This window comes from Streptomyces sp. NBC_00358, from assembly GCF_036099295.1.
Classification (GTDB): Bacteria; Actinomycetota; Actinomycetes; order Streptomycetales; family Streptomycetaceae; genus Streptomyces.
In genome coordinates, this window is sequence record NZ_CP107976.1 from 3,209,187 (window position 1) to 3,230,002 (window position 20,816).

Genomic DNA, 20,816 nt, shown 5'->3' on the forward strand with positions numbered 1-20,816 from the left:
GTGAGGGCGGTCACCCTTCCGTTCATTGAGTTCACGCGCGCCGGGGAAGTCGTCCGGCCCCCGCCGCCCGGGTGGGCACCGGTCCGGGCGAGGCACACTGAACGACATGCGTCTCCCCCGTGTCCCGCGCCCCCGCAGCCTGGCCGGCCAGCTCTTCGGCATGCAGGCCGTGCTGATCGCGGTCCTCGTCGCCGGGTACGCGCTGTTCACCTACGTCAGCGACCGCAGCCAGGCCGAGGAGGCCGCGGGCCGCCAGGCGATGGCGGTCGCGCGTTCCGTCGCGGACGCCCCGTCCGTCCACGCGGCCATCGCCACCGCGAACCCCACCGCACGGCTCCAGCCGTACTCCCTGCGGGTGCAGCGGGACACCGGCGTCGACTTCGTGACGATCATGGATCCGCGGGGCATCCGCTGGACGCACCCCGACGGGAAACTGATAGGCAAGCATTTCCTCGGGCACTTCCGGTCCGCCCTGGCGGGCAGGCCGTTCACGGAGACGTACACGGGCAGCCTCGGCGCCTCCGTGCGTGCCGTCACCGCGGTCCGGGACGGCGACCGGACCATCGGCGCGGTCAGCGCGGGCATCAGGGTCCAGGCGATCAGCGAACGCGTACAGGACCAGGTCACCGCCCTGATCGGGGTCGCGGCGGGCGCGCTGCTGCTCGGCGGCATCGGCACGTACGTCATCAACGCCCGGCTGCGCCGCTCCACGCACGGCATGAACGCGGCCGAGCTGAGCCGTATGCACGACTACCACCAGGCCGCGCTGCACGCCGTGCGCGAGGGGCTGCTGATGCTGGACGGACAGTTCCGGGTGGCGCTGATGAACGACGGCGGGCGCGAACTGCTCGGTGTGACGGACGACGTGGTCGGCCGCTCGGTGGCCGAACTGGGGCTGCCCGCGCCGCTGACGGGCGCGCTGCTGTCCGCGCGGCCCCGGGTGGACGAGGTCCATCTGACGGACGCCCGGGTCCTGGTCGTGAACACCTCCCCGGTGTCCGGCGGCGAACGCCGCGGCACCGTGGTCACCCTGCGCGATGTGACCGAACTCCAGGCACTGACGGGCGAGTTGGACTCGGAGCGCGGCTTCACCCAGGCGTTGCGCTCCCAGGCGCACGAGGCGGCGAACCGTCTGCACACGATGGTGTCGCTCATCGAACTCGGGCGGGCCGAGGAGGCCGTCGACTTCGCCACCGCCGAACTGGAACTGGCGCAGGCCCTCACCGACGAGGTGGTCTCCGCGGTCAGCGAACCGGTCCTCGCCGCGCTGCTGCTGGGCAAGGCGGCGCAGGCGAACGAGCGCGGGGTGGAGCTCGTGGTGTCCGAGGACAGCGGCATCGACGACGGGCTGCTCCCGGTCTCGCTCTCCGCGCGCGACCTGGTCACCGTCCTGGGCAATCTGATCGACAACGCGATGGACGCGTCGCAGGGCACGGTGGGCGCACGCGTCACCGTGACGGCGTTCACCGACGACTCGGTGCTGGTGCTGCGCGTCGCCGACACCGGCTCCGGGGTGGACCCCGCCGACGCCGAGCGCGTCTTCGAGCGCGGCTGGTCCACGAAGCCGGCGGGTCCCGGCGGCCGCGGCCTCGGCCTGGCCCTCGCCCGGCAGACCGTGAACCGGCACGCGGGCACCCTGGACGTACGCGAAGGGGCCGACGGCGGAGCCCAGTTCGAGGTACGGCTCCCCCTCCCCGCCCCCGCTCCCGCTCCGGCTCCGGCTCCGGCTCCGGCTCCGGCTCCGGCTCCGGCTCCGGCTCCGGCTCCGGCTCCGGCTCCGGGACCACCCAACCTCACGCCCTCGCCCCCGCCTTCGCCTTCACCTTCACCTTCACCGATGCACGCACCCTCGCCCGTGCCCGTACCGTCACCCTCGCCCTCGCCCTCGCCCTCGCCCTCGCCCTCGCCCGCACGGTCCCCGCTCCCGTCCGAGCCCGCCCTGCGTGGAGGCGGCGCATGAGCGATCCGATCCGTGTGCTCGTCGTCGAGGACGATCCCGTCGCCGCCGACGCGCACGTCATGTACGTCGGCCGGGTGCCGGGCTTCACGGCGGTCGGCAAGGCCCACACGGGTGCGCAGGCGCGCCGCGCGCTGGACCGTACGCCCGTGGACCTGCTGCTGCTCGACCTGCATCTGCCGGACACGCACGGCCTCCGGCTCGCCCGTTCCCTGCGCGCCGCCGGCCATCACGCCGACGTCATAGCGGTGACGTCGGCGCGGGACCTGGCGGTCGTGCGGGAGGGGGTGTCGCTCGGGGTCGTCCAGTACGTACTGAAGCCGTTCACGTTCGCCACCCTGCGCGACCGGCTGATCCGCTACGCGGAGTTCCGCGCGGCGGCCGGCGAGGCGAGCGGCCAGGACGAGGTGGACCGCGCGCTGGCCGCCCTGCGGGCTCCCGCCCCGGCCGCGCTGCCCAAGGGCCTGAGCGCGCCAACGCTGGAGCGGGTCACGGGGGTGCTCCGGAAGGCGTCGGAGGGACTCACGGCGGCGGGAGCGGCGGAGGTGGTGGGGATCTCCCGGATCACCGCCCGGCGGTACCTGGAGCACCTGGTGGAGGCGGCCCGGGCCGAGCGGAGTCCGCTGTACGGGCAGGTGGGCAGACCGGAGTTGGTCTACCGGTGGGTCCGAGGGGTGTCACCCGGGCCGTGAGGGAGACGGCTGTCGCCCCTGGCCGACGCCCTCGTCGAGGCCGTCAAGGGGTGAGCACCCTTTCCGGCAGGGCGAATTCAGGGCCGCGGCCGAAACCGTATGTTCCTACAATCTGTGATTGTGGCCGAACAGACCGTAGTCAGCGCTGCCCCGGGCCCATAGCTTTTGCGCGTGCACCGACCGCAAGCCCAACAGCCCACCCCGCCCTTCAACGCTCCCGCCGCCCGAAGACTGCGGGCGGCACTCGGAATGGGGCCCGAGCATGTCGCGTACGGACTGAGAGCCTCGTACGGGCTGCCGTACGTCACACCCGATCTGGTCATCGCCTGGGAACGCGGCATCACTGTGCCGAGCAGTCCCGAACTCACCGCCCTCGCGGGCGTGTTGTGGTGTTCGGCGGGTGAACTCATAGGCGCACCGCGCACCTTGCTCGAACACCGCGTCGCCCGCGATCTCGCCCCGGAGGACGTCGCCCACGCCGTCGGGATCGAACTCCTCGCCTACCAGCGGATGGAGGAGTCCGGCACCTGGCGCGGCAACGAGCGGCAGGCGACCGCGCTCGCCGAGGTGCTCGAACTGTCGCTGCCCGACTTCGTCACCGTGACGGGCCGCGACGGCCGGCTCGCCGACCTGCTGCGCAGTGCCGTGACGACCCGCTGGCAGGCCTACGCGCGTCCGGTCGGGAAGGTGGTCCCCCTGGACCGGCACCTCCTGGAGAACGTGCTGGAGGAGATGTACACCGAGTACCAGGGTCAGATGACCGCCACGCTGAACTGGGGCAGCGCTTCCGCCGCCGCCGGCTCCGGCGAATCCGGCCGGGAGTACCTCGACCGGGTCCTCGACCACTTCTGGTCGACGGTCCAGAGAATCCCGTACTGAGGTTTCCGGCCACCTGGCCGGGGCTCGGCCGTGAGCCCGAAGCCCGCGACGCCGGGCCGGGCCGCGAAGGCGCGTCCCGGCCCACCCGGCGTCGAGCCTCGTCCCGGACGTCCGGGACGAGGCCGCGTTCTCGGTCCCGAACGGACTAGAACACCGACTCCGCCTCGTCCATCCGGTCCTTCGGGACCGTCTTCAGCTCGGTGGTCGCGTCCGCGAGGGGCACCATCTCGATGTCCGTGCCGCGCAGCGCGGTCATCCTGCCGAAGTCGCCGCGGTGCGCGGCCTCGACGGCGTGCCAGCCGAAGCGGGTCGCGAGGACGCGGTCGTACGCGGTCGGGGAGCCGCCGCGCTGGACGTGGCCGAGGATGACCGGCTTGGCCTCCTTGCCGAGGCGGCGCTCCAGCTCGTAGGCGAGGGCCGTGCCGATGCCCTGGAAGCGCTCGTGGCCGAACTGGTCGATCGCGCCGTGGCCGTAGTCCATGGTGCCCTCGGCCGGGTGGGCGCCCTCGGCGACGCAGATGACGGCGAACCGCTTGCCGCGCGCGAACCGCTCCTCGACCATCGCGACGAGGTCGGCGGGGTCGAAGGGGCGCTCGGGCAGGCAGATGCCGTGGGCGCCGGCCGCCATGCCGGACTCCAGGGCGATCCAGCCCGCGTGCCGGCCCATGACCTCGACGACCATGACGCGCTGGTGCGACTCGGCCGTGGTCTTCAGGCGGTCCATGGCCTCCGTGGCCACGCCGACGGCGGTGTCGAAGCCGAAGGTGCGGTCCGTCGCGGAGATGTCGTTGTCGATCGTCTTCGGCACGCCGACCACGGGCAGGCCCGCGTCCGCCAGCATCCGGGCCGCGGTGAGCGTGCCCTCGCCGCCGATCGGGATGAGCACGTCGATGCCGAACTCGCGGGCCATGTCCTGCGCGTTGTTACAGGCCTCGCGGAGCCGGTCGCGCTGCAGTCGCGAGGAGCCGAGGATGGTGCCGCCGCGGGCGAGGATGCCGCTGACCGCGTTGAGGTCGAGGGTGCGGTAGTGGCCGTCGAGGAGCCCGGCGTAGCCGTCCTCGAAGCCGATGACCTCGTCCCCGAAGTTGGTGACCGCTCGGTGCACGACCGACCGGATCACTGCGTTCAGGCCAGGGCAGTCGCCGCCTGCGGTGAGAACTCCGATGCGCATCGTGCTGTGTCTCCTGCTCCCTGCTGGTCCGTGTGAGCCGCTTCGATTGTTTCACGCCCCGGGGTGGGCCGCCGATTCCCTCCGACGGCCCAACCGCCGGGCCGCCGGAACGCCGCTCCCGGCCGACCGGCACGCCTGCCCTGGCGGGCGCCTTAGCCAGCGCCGGAGGTATTGTCAAGAGGGTTCTGCTCACGTTGGTGGGCCCTTTTTCGAGCCCAGAAACCGCCTGGCGACGAAACGGATGGAGAGCACGCGTGACGCGCAGCGTGTACGTGACCGGGATCGACCGAGGTGACGGCCGCCAGGTCGTGGAGCTGGGGGTCATGGAGCTCCTGACCCGCCAGGTCGACCGGGTGGGGGTGTTCCGTCCGCTCGTGCACGACGGTCCGGACCGGCTCTTCGAGCTGCTGCGGGCCCGCTACCGGCTGGCACAGGACCCGGCGACGGTGTACGGCATGGACTACCACGAGGCGTCCGCGCTCCAGGCCGAGCAGGGCACCGACGAGCTGGTGTCCACACTCGTCGACCGGTTCCACCTGGTCGCCCGTGACTACGACGTCGTCCTCGTCCTCGGCACCGACTTCGCCGGAACCCAGGTCCCCGACGAACTGGCGCTCAACGCCCGTCTGGCGAACGAGTTCGCCGCGTCCGTGATCCCGGTCGTCGGCGGCCGGGGCCAGAACGCCGAGTCGGTGCGCTCCGAGACGCGCAACGCCTACCGCGCGTACGACGGGCTGGGATGCGACGTCCTCGCGATGGTGGTGAACCGGGTGGCGCCGGAGGACCGTACGGAGATCCTGGAGCGGCTCGACTCCCGTCTCCCGGTGCCCTGTTACGTCCTCCCGGACGAGCCCGCGCTCTCCGCGCCCACCGTCGCGCAGATCACCCACGCGCTCGGCGGCGAGGTGCTCCTCGGCGACGACGCGGGGCTCGCGCGTGACGCGCTCGACTTCGTCTTCGGCGGCGCGATGCTGCCGAACTTCCTGCGGGCGCTGACCCCGGGATGCCTCGTCGTCACCCCCGGGGACCGGGCCGATCTGGTGATCGGCACGCTCGCCGCGCACAGCGCCGGCACCCCGCCCATAGCCGGCATCCTGCTCACCCTGGACGAGCGGCCCAGCAGCGAGATCCTCACGCTCGCGGCCCGGCTCGCGCCCGGCACCCCGGTCGTCTCGGTGGCCGGGAACTCCTTCCCCACCGCGACCGCGCTGTTCGCCATGGAGGGCAAGCTGAACGCGGCCACGCCCCGCAAGGCGGAGACCGCCCTCGGCCTCTTCGAGCGGTACGTGGACACCACCGACCTGCTGAAGCGGGTCTCCGCGCCCAGCAGCGACCGGCTCACCCCGATGATGTTCGAGCACAAGCTGCTGGAGCAGGCCCGCTCCGACCGGCGGCGCGTCGTGCTGCCCGAGGGGACCGAGGAACGCGTCCTGCACGCCGCCGAGGTGCTGCTGCGCCGGGGGGTCTGCGATCTGACGCTGCTCGGCCCGGTCGACCAGATCCGCAAGAAGGCCGCCGACCTCGGCATCGACATCAGCGCCACCCAGCTCATCGACCCGGTGACCTCGCCGCTGCGCGACTCCTTCGCCGAGAAGTACGCGGAACTGCGCGCCCACAAGGGAGTCACGGTCGAGCTGGCCCACGACGTCGTCGCGGACGTGAACTACTTCGGGACGCTCATGGTGCAGGAGGGCCTCGCCGACGGCATGGTGTCGGGGGCCGTGCACTCGACGGCCGCGACCATCCGGCCCGCGTTCGAGATCATCAAGACCCGTCCGGAGTCGAAGATCGTCTCGTCCGTCTTCTTCATGTGCCTGGCCGACAAGGTCCTGGTCTACGGCGACTGCGCGGTGAACCCCGACCCGAACGCCGAGCAGCTCTGCGACATCGCCATCTCCTCGGCCGCCACGGCGGAGCAGTTCGGCGTGGAGCCGCGGATCGCGATGCTGTCGTACTCCACGGGCACCTCGGGTTCGGGCGCGGACGTCGACAAGGTGCGCGAGGCGACCGAGCTGGTGCGGCAGCGCCGCGGTGACCTGCGGATCGAGGGGCCGATCCAGTACGACGCCGCGGTCGAGCCGTCGGTCGCGGCGACCAAGCTGCCGGACTCGGAGGTCGCCGGACAGGCGTCCGTGCTGATCTTCCCCGACCTCAACACCGGCAACAACACCTACAAGGCCGTGCAGCGTTCGGCCGGCGCGATCGCCGTCGGACCGGTGCTCCAGGGTCTGCGCAAGCCCGTCAACGACCTGTCCCGCGGCGCGCTCGTCCAGGACATCGTCAACACGGTCGCCATCACGGCGATCCAGTCCCAGGCCCCCGACCAGAAGGCTGCCCAGCAGTGAGCGCCCAACCGTCCCCCGCCGCCGCCGTCACCGGCGAGCCCGCCGCCCCGTCGGCCACCCGTGTCCTCGTCCTCAACTCCGGCTCCTCGTCGGTGAAGTACCAGCTCCTCGACATGCGCGACAGCTCTCGGCTCGCCGTCGGCCTGGTCGAACGCATCGGCGAGGGGACCTCCCTGCTCCGGCACACCGTGCTGACGACGGGTGAGACCCGCGAGAGGACCGACGAGTTCGCCGGTCACGAGGCCGCGCTGAAGGCGGTGGCGGAGGAACTGGCGGTGGACGGGCTCGGCCTGGACTCCCCCGAACTGGCCGCGATCGGCCACCGGGTGGTGCACGGCGGGCGGACCTTCACCGAACCGACGGTCATCGACGCGGCGGTCCTCGCGGAGATCGAGCGGCTGATCCCGGTCGCGCCGCTGCACAACCCGGCGAACCTCACCGGCATCCGCACCGCGATGGCGCTGCGCCCGGACCTCCCGCAGGTCGCGGTCTTCGACACCGCGTTCCACACCACGATGCCGGAGTCGGCCGCGCGCTACGCGATCGACGTGGCGACCGCCGACGAGCACCGCATCCGCCGGTACGGTTTCCACGGCACCTCGCACGCCTACGTCTCCCGGACGGCCGCCGAGCTCCTCGGCAGGGCGCCCGAGGAGGTCAACCTCATCGTGCTGCATCTGGGCAACGGGGCCTCGGCGTCGGCGGTCAGGGGCGGGCGGTGCGTGGACACCTCGATGGGGCTCACGCCGTTGGAAGGGCTGGTGATGGGAACACGCTCCGGTGACGTGGATCCGGCCGTCATCTTCCATTTGGAGCGCGTTGGCAAGATGTCCACGGACGAGATCGACACTTTGCTCAACAAGAAGAGCGGTCTGATCGGTCTGTGCGGCGACAACGACATGCGGGAGATCCGCCGCCGTGTCGACGAGGGCGACGAGCGGGCTCGGCTCGCCTTCGACATCTACATCCACCGGCTGAAGAAATACATCGGCGCCTACTACGCGGTCCTCGGCCGGGTGGACGCCGTCGTCTTCACCGCCGGGGTGGGCGAGAACGCCGCCGCGGTGCGCGAGGCCGCGATCACGGGCCTGGAGGAACTGGGGCTCGCGGTCGACGGCGACCTGAACGCGGTACGCGGCGGTGAGCCCCGGATCGTCTCACCGCCGTACGCGCGGGTCGCGGTCGCCGTGGTGCCGACGGACGAGGAACTGGAGATCGCCACACAGACGTATGCGCTGGTCGGAAAGGGCAATGCGTGAGCGGGCCGGAGAGCCACGCCTGAGCGCCCGCCCGCCCATTTGTATCTTCCGCCAGACGGAATATTCCGTAGCGAAACAAACCGATAGGATCGCCCCATGCGCCGTTCGAAAATCGTCTGTACTCTCGGCCCCGCGGTCGACTCCCACGAGAAGCTGGTCGCGCTGATCCAGGCCGGCATGAACGTGGCCCGTTTCAACTTCAGCCACGGCTCCCACGCCGAGCACCAGGGCCGCTACGACCGTGTCCGGGCCGCCTCGGCCGAGACCGGCGTCGCCATCGGCGTGCTCGCCGACCTCCAGGGCCCCAAGATCCGCCTGGAGACCTTCGCCGAAGGCCCCGTCGAGCTGGAGCGTGGCGACGAGTTCGTCATCACGGCCGAGGACGTGCCGGGTGACAAGCACATCTGCGGCACGACCTACAAGGGTCTGCCCGGTGACGTCTCCAAGGGCGACCAGATCCTCATCAACGACGGCAACGTCGAGCTGCGGGTCGTCGAGATCGACGGTCCCCGGGTCAAGACGGTCGTCATCGAGGGCGGGGTGATCTCCGACCACAAGGGCATCAACCTGCCCGGCGCGGCCGTGAACGTGCCGGCGCTGTCCGAGAAGGACATCGAGGACCTGCGCTTCGCCCTGCGGATGGGCTGCGACATGGTCGCCCTGTCCTTCGTGCGTGACGCCAACGACGTGAACGACGTCCACAAGGTGATGGACGAGGAGGGCCGCCGCGTCCCCGTCATCGCCAAGGTGGAGAAGCCGCAGGCGGTCGACAACATGGAGGGCGTCGTCGCGGCGTTCGACGCCGTCATGGTGGCCCGTGGCGACCTGGCCGTCGAGTACCCGCTGGAGCGGGTCCCGATGGTGCAGAAGCGCCTCGTGGAGCTGTGCCGCCGCAACGCCAAGCCGGTGATCGTCGCGACCCAGATGATGGAGTCGATGATCACCAACTCCCGGCCGACCCGCGCCGAGGCCTCCGACGTGGCCAACGCGATCCTGGACGGCGCGGACGCGGTCATGCTGTCGGCCGAGTCCAGCGTGGGCGCCTACCCGATCGAGACCGTGAAGACGATGTCGAAGATCGTCGTCGCGGCCGAGGAGGAGCTCCTCTCCAAGGGCCTGCAGCCGCTGGTCCCGGGCAAGAAGCCGCGCACGCAGGGCGGTTCGGTCGCCCGCGCCGCCTGCGAGATCGCCGACTTCCTCGGCGGCAAGGGCCTGGTCGCCTTCACCAAGTCCGGTGACACCGCCCGCCGGCTCTCCCGCTACCGCGCCGCCCAGCCGATCCTGGCCTTCACCACGGACGAGGGCACTCGCAACCAGCTCACGCTGAGCTGGGGCGTCGAGTCGCACGTCGTGCCGTTCGTGAACAGCACCGACGAGATGGTCGAGCTGGTCGACCGCGAGCTGCAGAAGCTCAAGCGGTTCAACGACGGCGACGTCGTCGTGATGACCGCCGGTTCGCCCCCCGGCGTCCCCGGCACCACCAACATGGTCCGGGTGCACCACCTGGGCGAGGTCGACCACGCCTGATCCTTCGACCTCCGTACGCCGCTGAGGGCGCCCCCTGTGAACAGGGGGCGCCCTCAGCGTCTGTGCGGCTCCCGGACGGGCTCTGGACGACTCAGCCGGTCGTGTACTGGTGGAGTCCGGGGACGGTCAGGGTGCCGCCGAACTGACCTGCCTGAACGACCGTCACCTTGGTGAAGTAGATCAGCGGGATGTTCAGCGGCGGAGGGTTGTCCGGGTCGAACGTGACCGGGATGAGCCCGAGCAGGTTCCCGGAGATGCTCTCCGTGTACATGATCGTCTTGCCGTCACGGATGGTGGACGTCGAGCCCTTCGCGGCCTGCACGTGGTACGTCTTGCCGCTCAGCTTGTCGTCCACCGTCTGGTGCAGGTCCCCGATGTCGGTGCCGTCGGAGATGACGTACTTCAGGACCTTCTTGATCGTGCCGTCGGCGGTCCGCACCTTGACGATGCCCTGGTAGTCGGCGCCCTTGAGGGTCAGCGAACTGGCGTTGAGGTGCCAGGGGTCGACCGGCAGGGTGACCGCGTTGTCCACACCGCCCGTGTCGTCGGTCGCGACGGGGCAGTCCGCGGCGTTCGTGGTGGCGCTCGCGGACGGGCTGGGCGACTCGGTGACCGCGTCGGCCGCCGCCTTCTTGACCGTCTCGGTGGTGTCCGAGGCGGCCTTCGACGCCGTGTCGGTGACCTTCTCGGTGGTGTCCTTGACCGTGTCGGTGACCTTGTCGGTCGTGTCCTTGACGGTGTCGGAGGCGTCCGAGCCGGCACTCGCGCTCGCCGAGGCGGACGGCGCGGGTGTGGAGCTCGCCGTCGCGTCGGGCGTGAGGATCTTCTTGATGGCGTCGCCGACGCCCAGCGGGTCGAGCGGGTTCGTGGTGCTCGCGGACGCCGAGGGGGTCGGCGTGGACGCGGCGCTGTCCGCCGCCTTGTCCGACGTGCTCGCGGAGGAGGACGCGGAGGGGGTGGGCGTGGCCTTGTCGTCGGAACCTGAATCCGACGAAGAGGTCTTGCCCGGTGCCGCGGACTCCGACGACGCGGAGGGACTCGGTGTGGCCTCGCTCGACGACGTGCTCGCGCTCGCCGAGGCGGACGGCGTCGGGGTGGCCGACGCGTCGTCGCCTGTCACGGCCTCGACGCACGCCTGGTACTCGTCCGCCGTGAGGGTCTTGGACGTGGAGTGGTCGTCGGCCTGGGCGAGCGTCGGGACGAAGCCCATTCCCATGAGGACGGCCGTCGGCATCGCCGCTATGGCTATCGCCTTGCCCGCAGGCATCTGGATCCTGGTGAGCAGCGGCTTCCTCGGGGCCGCGTGGCGCGGCCCGGTTCTCACACGGGACTCCTCCACATCAGTCCCGTGGGTCACCTCGTCAGCCGGCACTGTGCCTCCCGTCCGCCCCATTGCTCGGGCTCGTTCCTGACAGATCGTTCGGGTCGCCCGCACCGTCGGCCGCCGCGAGCTCGACAGGCTCGGCCGCCGCGCTGTCCGGCAGGCCCTCCTTGCCGAGGGACCGCTGCGCGGAGTACCTCTCGTCGGGTTCGCCGGGAACCCAGGAGACCGCCATGGCGCCGCCGATGAGGGCGAACAGGAAGCCGATGAGGAAGCCGCCCAGGTTGGCCACCGGGAGCGACACCAGGCCGAGGAGGATCGCGGCGACACCCGCGAACGTCCGTACGTGCTTCTGGAACCAGAGGCTGATCCCGAGCACGACGAGGAGTACGCCGATGATCAGGGAGCCCGCTCCGGCGGTGGTGGACATCGCCAGCGTCAGATGGCCGACCTGCAGGTGCGCGTACGGGAAGTAGGCGATGGGGACACCGCCGAACACGATGAACAGACCGGCCCAGAACGGGCGGTCGCCCCTCCAGTCACGGAAGTTCCGCCGGAACACCGCAAGGTAGTGCTCATCGTTCTGGCCGGGCGCGGCAGGAGTCTCGGCGCTCATGGAAACAGCTCCCTGGAACGGCATTGCTGTGAGAAGTACGCGTTGAGCGCTCCGCCTAGGACGGGCGGAGCGGCGGGGTGGGCGAAGCGGCCTGGGCCTCCTCACCCACCCCTGGAGTGCTCAGTAGCACTCGTGGGTGCCCGCGGACACCGACATCTTCAGACCGCTGAGCTTGAACGTACCGGCGGTGGTCGCCCACGCCGTCTGCTTCACGTTGGTCAGCTCGGCCGAAGTGGCCTGCTGGGCGAACCCGTACGGGTTGGCCTGCTCGGCGCCGCCCTTCATGCCCGGACCCTTGGAGGCGTCCTTGGCGGCAACACCGATGTCGATGCCGTGGAACACGGCATCGGCCGCGAGGTCCTCGACGTCGATGTACAGGTTGTCGGCCTCGACCGGAGTACCGCTGCCGCCGGCCTTCAGCACGAGGCTGACGGAACCGAGGAGCGGGATGTTCGGGGTGACGACCGACTGGCACATGTTGGTGATCTTGGCGCTCTGGAACGCCGAGACCGCGACGGGGTGCAGAGTCTTCGAGCCGTCGAGGTTGTAACCGTTGTCGAGAGCTCCGTACTGCGAGAAGCCCTGACCGTCGAGTCGGTCGGCCGAAACCTTGAACGACTGACCGGAAACGCTGAACGACGCGGCGAGGGCACCCTGCGCGAGGGCGACACCTATCGCTGCCGTGGCTGCCACGCTGGGCACCATGACGACGGCGAACCGCTTCCATCTGGTCCCGCCACGCACCTGGGACATCATAATTTCCTCCTTCTCGGACGTACATCTCCTGGCCCTGACTGCCACGTTGCGGCGGCTCAGCCGGGCAGGGATGGGAGAAGTGCTACGTCCTCGGGAAGGAGAGCGCCTGTACCCGGAGGTGCTGTTGCACCCGAATCACCGGCGATCACCCCCGAGCGACAACCACTGGTCGCGCCTGACACACATCACGCACAACCTGCTGGACAGGCTCCGCCGGACGGCGAAGACCCCCCTGCCCAAGAACCGACCGCACTGGCTATCGGCCCTACTCGGTGGGGACCCAGAAAGTCCGCCGACCCGATTGGCTGTCGGGGTGCGGGAATGGACCGAGCGTCGCCGATCGTGGTGCATTCTCGCCGCGTGCACAAGGGGGTTCGTTACTGGCTAGTAACGGCGGGATAACCGAAGAACGACCCGTCGGTATCGGGTGGCGACTCAGGGTGGCCCCATCGGGGGTGACACAACGGTCAAATGCCGGACGGAACCAGACAGTTCAACGCCCTCGACTTACTACGAGTAACAGCGGCCGCGTTTACCAAGTTTTGGTAAAGCGCGGCCACATGCACCCCTGTCGGCCAATCTTTCACCTGGGCATCACAAGCCCCGGCGTTTAGGGACTGGTCAGAACAGAGCCCTGGCCAGAGCCCGGCGCGCCGCGATCACGCGCGGGTCGTCGGCCCCTACCACCTCGAAGAGTTCCAGCAGCCGCAGCCGTACGGCGTCCCGGTCGTCGCCCGCCGTGCGCCGCACCGTGTCGATGAGCCGCCCGAAGGCGTCCTCGACATGGCCGCCGACGAGGTCCAGGTCGGCCCCCGCGATCTGCGCACGCGCGTCACCGGGCTTCTCGGCGGCGTCCTTGCGCACCTGCTGCGGGTCCAGACCCTGCACCCGCTGGAGCAACTCGGCCTGGGCCAGGCCCAGTTTGGCCTCCGTGTTGCCCGGGTCGTCGCCCAGCACGTTCCGGTAGGCCTGGACGGCACCGCCGAAGTCGCCCGCGTCGAGCGCCTGTACGGCGGCCTCCAGCAGCGCGTCGTACGGTCCGGCCGGCATCTCCTGCGCGGCCGGGGTCCCGGCCGGCTCGCCGTCCGCGTCGACCGTCAGACCCGTCAGGCCGAAGCGCTGCTCGGCGACCTGGACGAGCTGGTCCAGGGTCTCGCGGATCTGCGCCTCGCCGGCGGCTCCCTGGAAGAGCGGCAGGGCCTGTCCGGCCACCACCGCGAAAACGGCCGGAATCCCCTGGATCCCGAACTGCTGCATCAGCATCTGATTGGCATCGACATCGATCTTGGCGAGCACGAAGCGCCCGTTGTATTCGACGGCCAGTCGCTCAAGGACCGGGCTCAGCTGCTTGCAGGGCTCGCACCACTCGGCCCAGAAGTCGATGACGACGGGCACCTCGGTGGAGCGCTGCAGGACGTCGTGCTCGAATCCCGCCTCGTCGACGTCGATGACAAGGCTCGCGGGGGTCACTGCGCCACCCCCGCCGCCCTGCCTGGCGGCTTCGGCGCGCGCCTGCTCCGCCTTCGACTTGGCCTCCTGGGCCGCCTTCACCGCGGCGAGGTCGACGACTCCGCTCATGGACATGTTCCGTGGCTGCATGAGTACATCCTCCCCCTTCCTCGCGCACGTGTGAAAAGCGTCGTGAAAGCCAAGCCTTGTCCTGCGTGTTCGGCGCCGGGTCCCCACCTGACGCCTGTGCGGTTGTCGCCGCGGTCGAGCTTTCGCTACGAGTCGTAGCGTAACTGGGTGGGGACACGCCTGTGCACCGTCTTCCGGTGATCTCCCTCACGACTTCACATAACCGCCGGATATGGCCATGGAAGCGGCCGGATATGGTCACTGGCATGCAATGTCGCTCCCAGGCCGCCCGTACGGGCCGCCCCCGCAGCGCCGCCGCGGACGCCGCGATCCTGGAGGCGACGCGCACGGCCCTGGTCGAACTGGGCTGGTCCAAACTGACGTTGGGGTACGTCGCGACCCTCGCCGGGGTCGCCAAGACGACCCTCTACCGTCGCTGGGCGGGCAAGAACGAACTCGTCGTGGACGCGGTGGCCGAGCTCTTCGACGAGCTGGAGCTCCCCGACCGGGGCAGTCTGGCCGCCGACATCGAGGGCGTGGTGCTCCAGTTCGCGGCGATCCTCGACCGCCCGGAGGCGAAGACGGCGCTGATGGCCGTGGTCGCGGAGTCCACCCGTGACGAACCGCTGCGCGAACGCATCCGCACGTCCATCGTCGACCGGCAGAAGCGCCTGGTCATGGAGGGCCGTGCCCGCGCCCAGGCCCGCGGCGAACTGCCCCCGGAGGCGGACCCGGCGGCCGCCGACCGCACCGCCGCCCTGATCTTCGACGTGGTCGCCGGAGCGGTCGTCCACCGCACCCTGGTCAGCGCCGAACCCGCGGACGAGGAGTGGGTGCGCTCGTTCACCCGCATCCTGCTCCTCGGCCTGACGGGCGCGACGGCCGCCGGCCCGGTCCCCCCGGAGGCGGTCTCCGGCCCCTGACCGACGGGGCGGGCGTCCGGAGTCGGCGCGTCGCGGGTCGGGGCCGTGCCGGTACATCCGCCCGCATCCGAACGGATCCCACCGGGGTTTCGAGGTGCGAGTGGGTGACGATCCGTCCGGCCTGCGGGCATTTGATGTACCGGCACGGCCCCTCCCGAGCGCGGCCGACTGCGGGTGCAAAATCCAGCCCCTCCGGCGATTGAGGAGCGGGGGTCCGGGGGCGGAGCCCCCGGGTACGGGACGGGTAGGGGCGGAGGGGGCGAGAAAAGGGCACCTGGCGCCGCGCAGGCCTCGGTGGCGGAGCGGGGACCCGGCGCCCCGGGCCCGGCCCGGATGCCGGGCAGCCAGGGACGCCAGGGACGCCAGGCCGCCCGGGCTGCCCGGGGTGGGTCAGAAGCCCGCCGGCTCCGTGTACACGCCCCACTCGTCCCGCAGGACACCGCAGATCTCGCCCAGCGTCGCCTCGGCGCGGACCGCCTCCAGCATGGGGGCGATCATGTTGGAACCGTCGCGCGCGGCGGCGAGCATCGCGTCCAGCGCGCCGCGCACCGCGGCCTCGTCGCGGTCCGACTTGCGCGAGGCGAGCACCCGCACCTGCTCACGCTCCACCTCGTGGCTGACCCGGAGGATCTCCAGGTCGCCGGTCACGGACCCGTGGTGGACGTTGACCCCGACGACGCGCTTGTCGCCCTTCTCGACCGAGCGCTGGTACTGGAACGCCGACTCGGCGATCTCCCCGGTGAACCACCCGTCCTCGATCCCGCGCAGGATGCCCGAGGTGATGGGCCCGATGGGGTGCTTGCCGTTCGGGTGCGCCCGCAGCCCGCGCTCCTTGATCTGCTCGAAGATCTTCTCGGCGTCGGCCTCGATCCGGTCGGTGAGCTGCTCGACGTACCAGGAACCGCCCAGCGGGTCGGCGACGTTGGCGACGCCGGTCTCCTCCATGAGCACCTGCTGGGTCCGCAGCGCGATCTCCGCGGCCTGCTCGGACGGCAGGGCGAGCGTCTCGTCCAGCGCGTTGGTGTGCAGCGAGTTCGTGCCGCCGAGAACCGCGGCGAGGGCCTCCACGGCGGTGCGTACGACGTTGTTGTACGGCTGCTGGGCCGTCAGCGAGACACCGGCGGTCTGCGTGTGGAAGCGCAGCCACTGGGCCTTCTCGGAGGTCGCCCCGTACACGTCGCGCATCCAGCGGGCCCAGATCCGGCGGGCGGCGCGGAACTTGGCGATCTCCTCGAAGAAGTCGACGTGCGCGTCGAAGAAGAAGGACAGTCCGGGGGCGAAGACGTTCACGTCGAGCCCGCGGGAGAGCCCCAGCTCCACATAGCCGAAGCCGTCCGCCAGCGTGTACGCGAGCTCCTGCGCGGCCGTGGAGCCCGCCTCCCGGATGTGGTACCCGGAGACGGACAGCGGCTTGTACGCGGGGATCTTCTCGGCGCAGTGCTCCATCAGGTCGCCGATGAGGCGCAGATGCGGCTCGGGCTGGAAGAGCCACTCCTTCTGCGCGATGTACTCCTTGAAGATGTCGGTCTGGAGCGTGCCGTTCAGTACGGCGGGGTCGATGCCCTGGCGCTCGGCCGCGACCAGGTACATGCAGAAGACCGGCACCGCGGGCCCGCTGATCGTCATCGACGTCGTGACGTCACCGAGCGGGATGTCCTGGAAGAGGACCTCCATGTCGGCCGCCGAGTCGATCGCGACACCGCAGTGCCCGACCTCGCCGAGCGCACGGGCATCGTCCGAGTCGCGGCCCATCAGCGTGGGCATGTCGAAGGCCACGGAGAGGCCCCCGCCGCCGTTGGCGAGGATCTTCTTGTAGCGCTCGTTGGTCTGCTCGGCGTTGCCGAATCCGGCGAACTGCCGGATGGTCCACGTACGCCCCCGGTAGCCGGTCGCGTACAGCCCGCGCGTGAAGGGGTACTCCCCGGGCCAGCCGATCTGCTCGAAGCCCTCATAGTTGTCCCCGGGCCGGGGACCGTACACCGGCTCCACGGAATCACCGGAGAGCGTGGTGAAGTCGGCCTCGCGCTTGCGCGAAGCGTCGTAACGGGCCTGCCAGCGTCGGCGGCCTTCCTCGATGGCGTGAGCGTCCATACCCTCGAATTTACTAGGACGTCCTAGTAAATGTCGATGGCAAACCGCCGTACGGTCCCGTACGGCGGTGTGGATCAGGCCTTGACGGCCTCGGGGGAAGCCTCCGTGACCTGCGACTCCAGCTCGTGGCTGATGCGGCGCTCCACGAAGAAGGCGGCCGTGGGAATCGTGCCCGCCAGCAGCACCCAGAGCTGCTTGCCGACCGGCCACTTCGCCTTGGAACCCAGGTCGAAGGCGAAGATCAGGTAGACGACGTACAGCCAGCCGTGCGCGATGGCGACGACACGGGTGAAGTCCGCGGCCCCGTCGACGCCCATGCCGTACTTGGCGATCATGCTCAGGCACAACAGGACCAGCAGCACGCCGGTGACGTAGGCCATGACGCGGTAGCGGGTCAACACGCTCTTCTTCATGGCACGAGGGTAACCACCCTTTTTGCGCGATCTTCACGCGCCCCCACGCCGCGCCGCGGGACCCCGGCCCGCGCCCGGTCCGCACCCGCCCCGGCGCCGCGACGGTCACGAGAGGGCCCGCCGGCCGGCCTACTCGTCGGCGAAGTCGTGCGCCGCGACCCGCAGCGGCCGCAGCATCGCGAAGATCTCCGCGCACTCCTCGGCGTCGTAGACCCCGAGCCCGAAGTCCATCGACATCAGGTCGCGGGTGGCCGCGTCGCAGACCTCGCGGCCCTTGTCCGTGATCGAGGCGAGGGTGCCCCGCCCGTCGTTCGGGTTCGGGCGCTTGTCGACGAGCCCGGAGCGCACCAGCCGGTCCACCGTGTTGGTGACGGAGGTCGGATGCACCATCAGGCGCTCGCCGATCTTGGACATCGGCAGCTCGCCCGCCTTGGAGAAGGTCAGGAGCACCAGCGCCTCGTAGCGCGCGAAGGTCAGTCCGTACGGCCGGACGACCGCGTCCACCTCGGCCAGCAGGATCTGGTGCGCGCGCATGATCGAGGTGATCGCGGCCATGGACGGCACGGAACCCCAGCGCTGCTGCCAGTGTTCGTCGGCGCGGGCGATGGGATCGAAGGCAAGACTGAGCGGCTTCGGCACGCCAAAGACCTTACCGGCCGGTCACATCGTGGTCAGCCCCGTCTCGCGTTTCGGTACACGGCCCCTCGGCGGCCAGGTTCCGGACCCCTTCGGGCGACCGGACCCACCGGCCGTCCGCGCCGCTCCCCCACCGGTCCGCCGTGACTACTCGCCCCGCGCCCCGCCGTGTCCGGTCCGCCGCGCCGCCACCGCCAGGCCCGCGCAGACCACGGTCCCCAGCACGCCCGCGCCCACGACCGTCGCCCGCACCCCGGCGAACTCCGCCACCACCCCCGACAGGGCCATGCCCACACCCTGGATCGTCATCAGCCCGGCCGAGTTCAACGTCATGGCGCGTCCGAGCAGTTCGTCCGGCACCGCCCGCACGAACCACTGGTCCAGGCCGAGGGTGTACGCCGACCCGGCGCCCGCGAGCACCAGCAGGACCAGCGTCCAGCCGAGACCGGGCCGCAGCGCGTACCCGGCGTAGGGCAGCAGCGTGACGCAGACCAGCGGGAGCGTGAGCCGGTTGCGGGTCGCCGGCCGCAGCCTCGATCCCGCGAACAGCTCTCCCGCGATGGTGCCGACGGGCAGCGCGCACATCAGCAGCCCGAGCCCGGCCGTGCCGGCCCCGAGCCCCTCGGCGTACGGCGCGGCCAGCGCCTCCGGAGCGACGACGAACATCGACGGCGCCCAGAAGAGCAGGAGCAGCACGAGGACGCGGCGGTCGGACAGCACCTGACGGGCTCCGCCGAGGGAGTCCCGCACGAGCGCCTGCCCCCCGTGCGCCCGCGCGGGCCGCCGCCGGGTGCCGAACCGGAGCAGCACGGCGGAGAGGAGGAAGGTGCAGACCGTGACGAGGAGCGCGTGGCGCGGGGACACGACGGTGAGCAGCAGCCCGCCGGCCCCGAACCCGGCCAGCAGCGCGCTCTGCGACAGGATCCGCAGCAGGGAGCGGCCGAGCACGAACAGTTCCCCGTCGCCGAGGACGTCCGCGAGGGTCGCCGTCCGCGTCCCCTGGAAGACCGGGGCGACCAGGGCGAGCGCGGCCCGCATCGAGAGCAGTACCGCGATGGGCGCGCCCGGCACCACCATCACGGCCACGCATCCCGCGCACATCAGGTCGCACACCACCAGGACCCGGCGGGCCGGGAAGCGGTCCGCGACGCCGGCCAGCAGGGTGCCGCCGATCAGATAGGGCAGGAAGCCGAGCGCGAACGTCAGGGCGCTCAGCAGCGGAGAGCCCGTCAGGTCGTAGACGAGGACGGAGAGCGTGATCTCGGCGACGACGAGTCCGAGCAGCGAGAACGCGTGCGCGGCGAAGACCGCGCGGAACTCGCGCACGGCGAACACGGGACCGTACCCGGTACGCGCGGGAGCGGCCTCCGGGGTGCCCACCGAAGCACTCGGGACGCTCCCCAGGGCAGTCTCCACTGCGCTCCCCGAGCCGGTCTCCACGGCGGGCTTCGCGGTGCTCGTCACGGTGTCCTGCGTGGCGGGGTTCGCGGTGTCGTCCGCGGTGCCCGTCGGTGCGGGCACGCCCGTCGTGACCTTCGTCTCTGCTTCTGGCATGGGCGCCAGCGTGCCCGGCCCCGCTCCGGCACCGTAGAGTTTCGGCGTCAGCCGAATCTTCTGGGGTCGCGCCATGCCGTCACTGCTGCACTTCGGGGAGGACGACCTCCTCAACTGCAGGTTCGCGGTGTCGCCGCTGTGGGAGACGCAGGAGGCGGTCCGCACGCTCAACCGGCCCGCGCGGCACGGCTATCACGCGCACTGGCTGCGCCGCATACGCGCGGCGGCGGCCGGACTCGACCTGACCCCGCTGTGGCTGCTGATGCCCCAGCGCGGCTACTCCCCCGACTGGCTCGGCCCGCCGCCGCTCGGTCCGGCGGCGAGCTTCGAGGAGGAGATCGCCGCCATCCGCGCGGCCGACCCGGACATGGCCCGCGAGGAGAGCGCGCGGTCGCTCGCCGAGACGCCCGGCGCCCTCGCCTCGCCGCGCGGCCGGGCGCTGCTGGCCGACCCCGCCCGCATGGTGCGCGAACTGACCGGCCTGCTCGAACAGGCCTGGCACACCCTCGTCGAACCGGACTGGCCCCGGCTGCGCGCCCTGCTGGAGGCCGACGTCGCCTTCCACTCACGGCGGCTCGCCGAGGTCGGCCTCGGCGGGCTCCTCCCGGAGATCGACCGGCGGTTCGGCTGGCGCTCCCACACCCTGACCGTGGAGGTCGCGGGCCGGCACGAACGTCATCTCGCCGGACAGGGCCTGGTCCTCATCCCGAGCGTCTTCTCCTGGCCGGACGTGATCAGCGGCTTCGAACCGCCCTGGCAGCCGACTCTCGTCTACCCCGCGCGAGGCGTCGGCGGTCTGTGGGCCGAGCCGACGGACCGCACTCCCGACGCGCTCGTACGGCTCCTCGGGCGCGGCCGGGCCACCGTGCTCACCGCGCTCGACGAACCGGCCGGCACGACGGCCCTCGCGCACCGGCTGCGCCTCGCGCCGTCGTCGGTGTCCGCGCATCTCGCCGCCCTGCGCGACGCGGGCCTGCTGGTCTCCCGGCGGTACGGGCACCAGGTGCTGTACGAGCGGACGCCGCTCGGGATCGCGCTGGCGTCGGGCGGCGGCTGACCCGGTGGCCGGGCGCCGGCCGCGCCACGCCGCTTCCCTGC

Annotated in this window: 17 protein-coding genes; 8 read left to right on the top strand and 9 right to left on the bottom strand. The window is 71.1% G+C overall.

Annotated elements, in window-relative coordinates; translation table 11 throughout:
• The first annotated feature begins 106 nt into the window (after nucleotides 1-106).
• The 3 genes from OHT01_RS13205 to OHT01_RS13215 all read left to right on the top strand — a co-directional run bounded on the left by OHT01_RS13205 (nucleotide 107) and on the right by OHT01_RS13215 (nucleotide 3,528).
• On the top strand, nucleotides 107-1,960 hold the full coding sequence (locus OHT01_RS13205; protein WP_328553335.1) for a sensor histidine kinase: 1,854 nt from the start codon (nucleotides 107-109) through the stop codon (nucleotides 1,958-1,960).
• Complete coding sequence (locus OHT01_RS13210) at nucleotides 1,957-2,649, top strand: response regulator (RefSeq protein WP_328553336.1); 693 nt, start codon at nucleotides 1,957-1,959, stop codon at nucleotides 2,647-2,649. The genes OHT01_RS13205 and OHT01_RS13210 overlap by 4 nt, the downstream gene beginning before the upstream one ends.
• A 165-nt stretch (nucleotides 2,650-2,814) precedes the next feature.
• Complete coding sequence (locus OHT01_RS13215; protein WP_443043390.1) at nucleotides 2,815-3,528, top strand: helix-turn-helix domain-containing protein; 714 nt, start codon at nucleotides 2,815-2,817, stop codon at nucleotides 3,526-3,528.
• 145 nt (nucleotides 3,529-3,673) lie between these two features.
• Here OHT01_RS13215 and OHT01_RS13220 read toward each other — a convergent pair whose 3' ends face one another.
• The gene (locus tag OHT01_RS13220; protein ID WP_328553337.1) at nucleotides 3,674-4,699 is read right to left on the bottom strand and encodes an ATP-dependent 6-phosphofructokinase; all 1,026 of its coding nucleotides are present in this window, start codon (nucleotides 4,697-4,699) and stop codon (nucleotides 3,674-3,676) included.
• 254 nt (nucleotides 4,700-4,953) lie between these two features.
• On the opposite strand from OHT01_RS13220, the gene pta reads away from it, so the two are divergent.
• The 3 genes from pta (at nucleotide 4,954) to pyk (ending at nucleotide 9,830) form a co-directional block, all read left to right on the top strand.
• Nucleotides 4,954-7,044, top strand: a complete 2,091-nt coding sequence (gene pta / locus OHT01_RS13225) for a phosphate acetyltransferase (protein ID WP_328553338.1) — start codon at nucleotides 4,954-4,956, stop codon at nucleotides 7,042-7,044.
• On the top strand, nucleotides 7,041-8,303 hold the full coding sequence (locus OHT01_RS13230; RefSeq protein ID WP_328553339.1) for an acetate kinase: 1,263 nt from the start codon (nucleotides 7,041-7,043) through the stop codon (nucleotides 8,301-8,303). The genes pta and OHT01_RS13230 overlap by 4 nt, the downstream gene beginning before the upstream one ends.
• Before the next feature lie 96 nt (nucleotides 8,304-8,399).
• Nucleotides 8,400-9,830: a pyruvate kinase gene (gene pyk, locus OHT01_RS13235; protein ID WP_328553340.1), complete on the top strand. Its 1,431-nt coding sequence runs from the start codon at nucleotides 8,400-8,402 to the stop codon at nucleotides 9,828-9,830.
• A gap of 91 nt (nucleotides 9,831-9,921) precedes the next feature.
• On the opposite strand, the gene OHT01_RS13240 is transcribed toward pyk, so the two are convergent.
• The 4 genes from OHT01_RS13240 to OHT01_RS13255 form a co-directional block, all read right to left on the bottom strand.
• Entirely contained in the window at nucleotides 9,922-11,202 is a 1,281-nt protein-coding gene (locus tag OHT01_RS13240; protein WP_328553341.1) for a hypothetical protein, read from the bottom strand.
• A complete protein-coding gene (locus OHT01_RS13245; protein WP_328553342.1) occupies nucleotides 11,192-11,767 on the bottom strand; it encodes a DUF6114 domain-containing protein in 576 nt (191 codons plus the stop codon). Before OHT01_RS13245 ends, OHT01_RS13240 begins: the two co-directional genes overlap by 11 nt.
• A gap of 120 nt (nucleotides 11,768-11,887) precedes the next feature.
• Nucleotides 11,888-12,523 carry a DUF6230 family protein gene (locus OHT01_RS13250; protein WP_328553343.1) on the bottom strand — a complete coding sequence of 212 codons (636 nt, stop codon included), beginning with the start codon at nucleotides 12,521-12,523 and terminating at the stop codon, nucleotides 11,888-11,890.
• Between the two features lie 621 nt (nucleotides 12,524-13,144).
• Nucleotides 13,145-14,122, bottom strand: coding sequence for a tetratricopeptide repeat protein (locus OHT01_RS13255; protein ID WP_328553344.1), 978 nt, complete (start codon nucleotides 14,120-14,122; stop codon nucleotides 13,145-13,147).
• 245 nt (nucleotides 14,123-14,367) lie between these two features.
• Here OHT01_RS13255 and OHT01_RS13260 point away from each other — a divergent pair, with 245 nt between their 5' ends.
• Entirely contained in the window at nucleotides 14,368-15,024 is a 657-nt protein-coding gene (locus OHT01_RS13260) for a TetR/AcrR family transcriptional regulator (protein ID WP_328553345.1), read from the top strand.
• 390 nt (nucleotides 15,025-15,414) lie between these two features.
• On the opposite strand, the gene OHT01_RS13265 is transcribed toward OHT01_RS13260, so the two are convergent.
• The 4 genes from OHT01_RS13265 to OHT01_RS13280 form a co-directional block, all read right to left on the bottom strand.
• The gene (locus OHT01_RS13265; protein ID WP_328553346.1) at nucleotides 15,415-17,115 is read right to left on the bottom strand and encodes an acyl-CoA mutase large subunit family protein; all 1,701 of its coding nucleotides are present in this window, start codon (nucleotides 17,113-17,115) and stop codon (nucleotides 15,415-15,417) included.
• 74 nt (nucleotides 17,116-17,189) lie between these two features.
• On the bottom strand, nucleotides 17,190-17,528 hold the full coding sequence (locus OHT01_RS13270; RefSeq protein WP_328553347.1) for a DUF3817 domain-containing protein: 339 nt from the start codon (nucleotides 17,526-17,528) through the stop codon (nucleotides 17,190-17,192).
• A gap of 129 nt (nucleotides 17,529-17,657) precedes the next feature.
• A complete protein-coding gene (locus tag OHT01_RS13275) occupies nucleotides 17,658-18,167 on the bottom strand; it encodes a MarR family winged helix-turn-helix transcriptional regulator (RefSeq protein ID WP_328553348.1) in 510 nt (169 codons plus the stop codon).
• 144 nt (nucleotides 18,168-18,311) lie between these two features.
• Complete coding sequence (locus OHT01_RS13280) at nucleotides 18,312-19,718, bottom strand: MFS transporter (protein WP_328553349.1); 1,407 nt, start codon at nucleotides 19,716-19,718, stop codon at nucleotides 18,312-18,314.
• A 73-nt stretch (nucleotides 19,719-19,791) separates the two neighbouring features.
• On the opposite strand from OHT01_RS13280, the gene OHT01_RS13285 reads away from it, so the two are divergent.
• Nucleotides 19,792-20,775: an ArsR/SmtB family transcription factor gene (locus OHT01_RS13285; protein WP_328553350.1), complete on the top strand. Its 984-nt coding sequence runs from the start codon at nucleotides 19,792-19,794 to the stop codon at nucleotides 20,773-20,775.
• The last annotated feature ends 41 nt before the right edge of the window (nucleotides 20,776-20,816 follow it).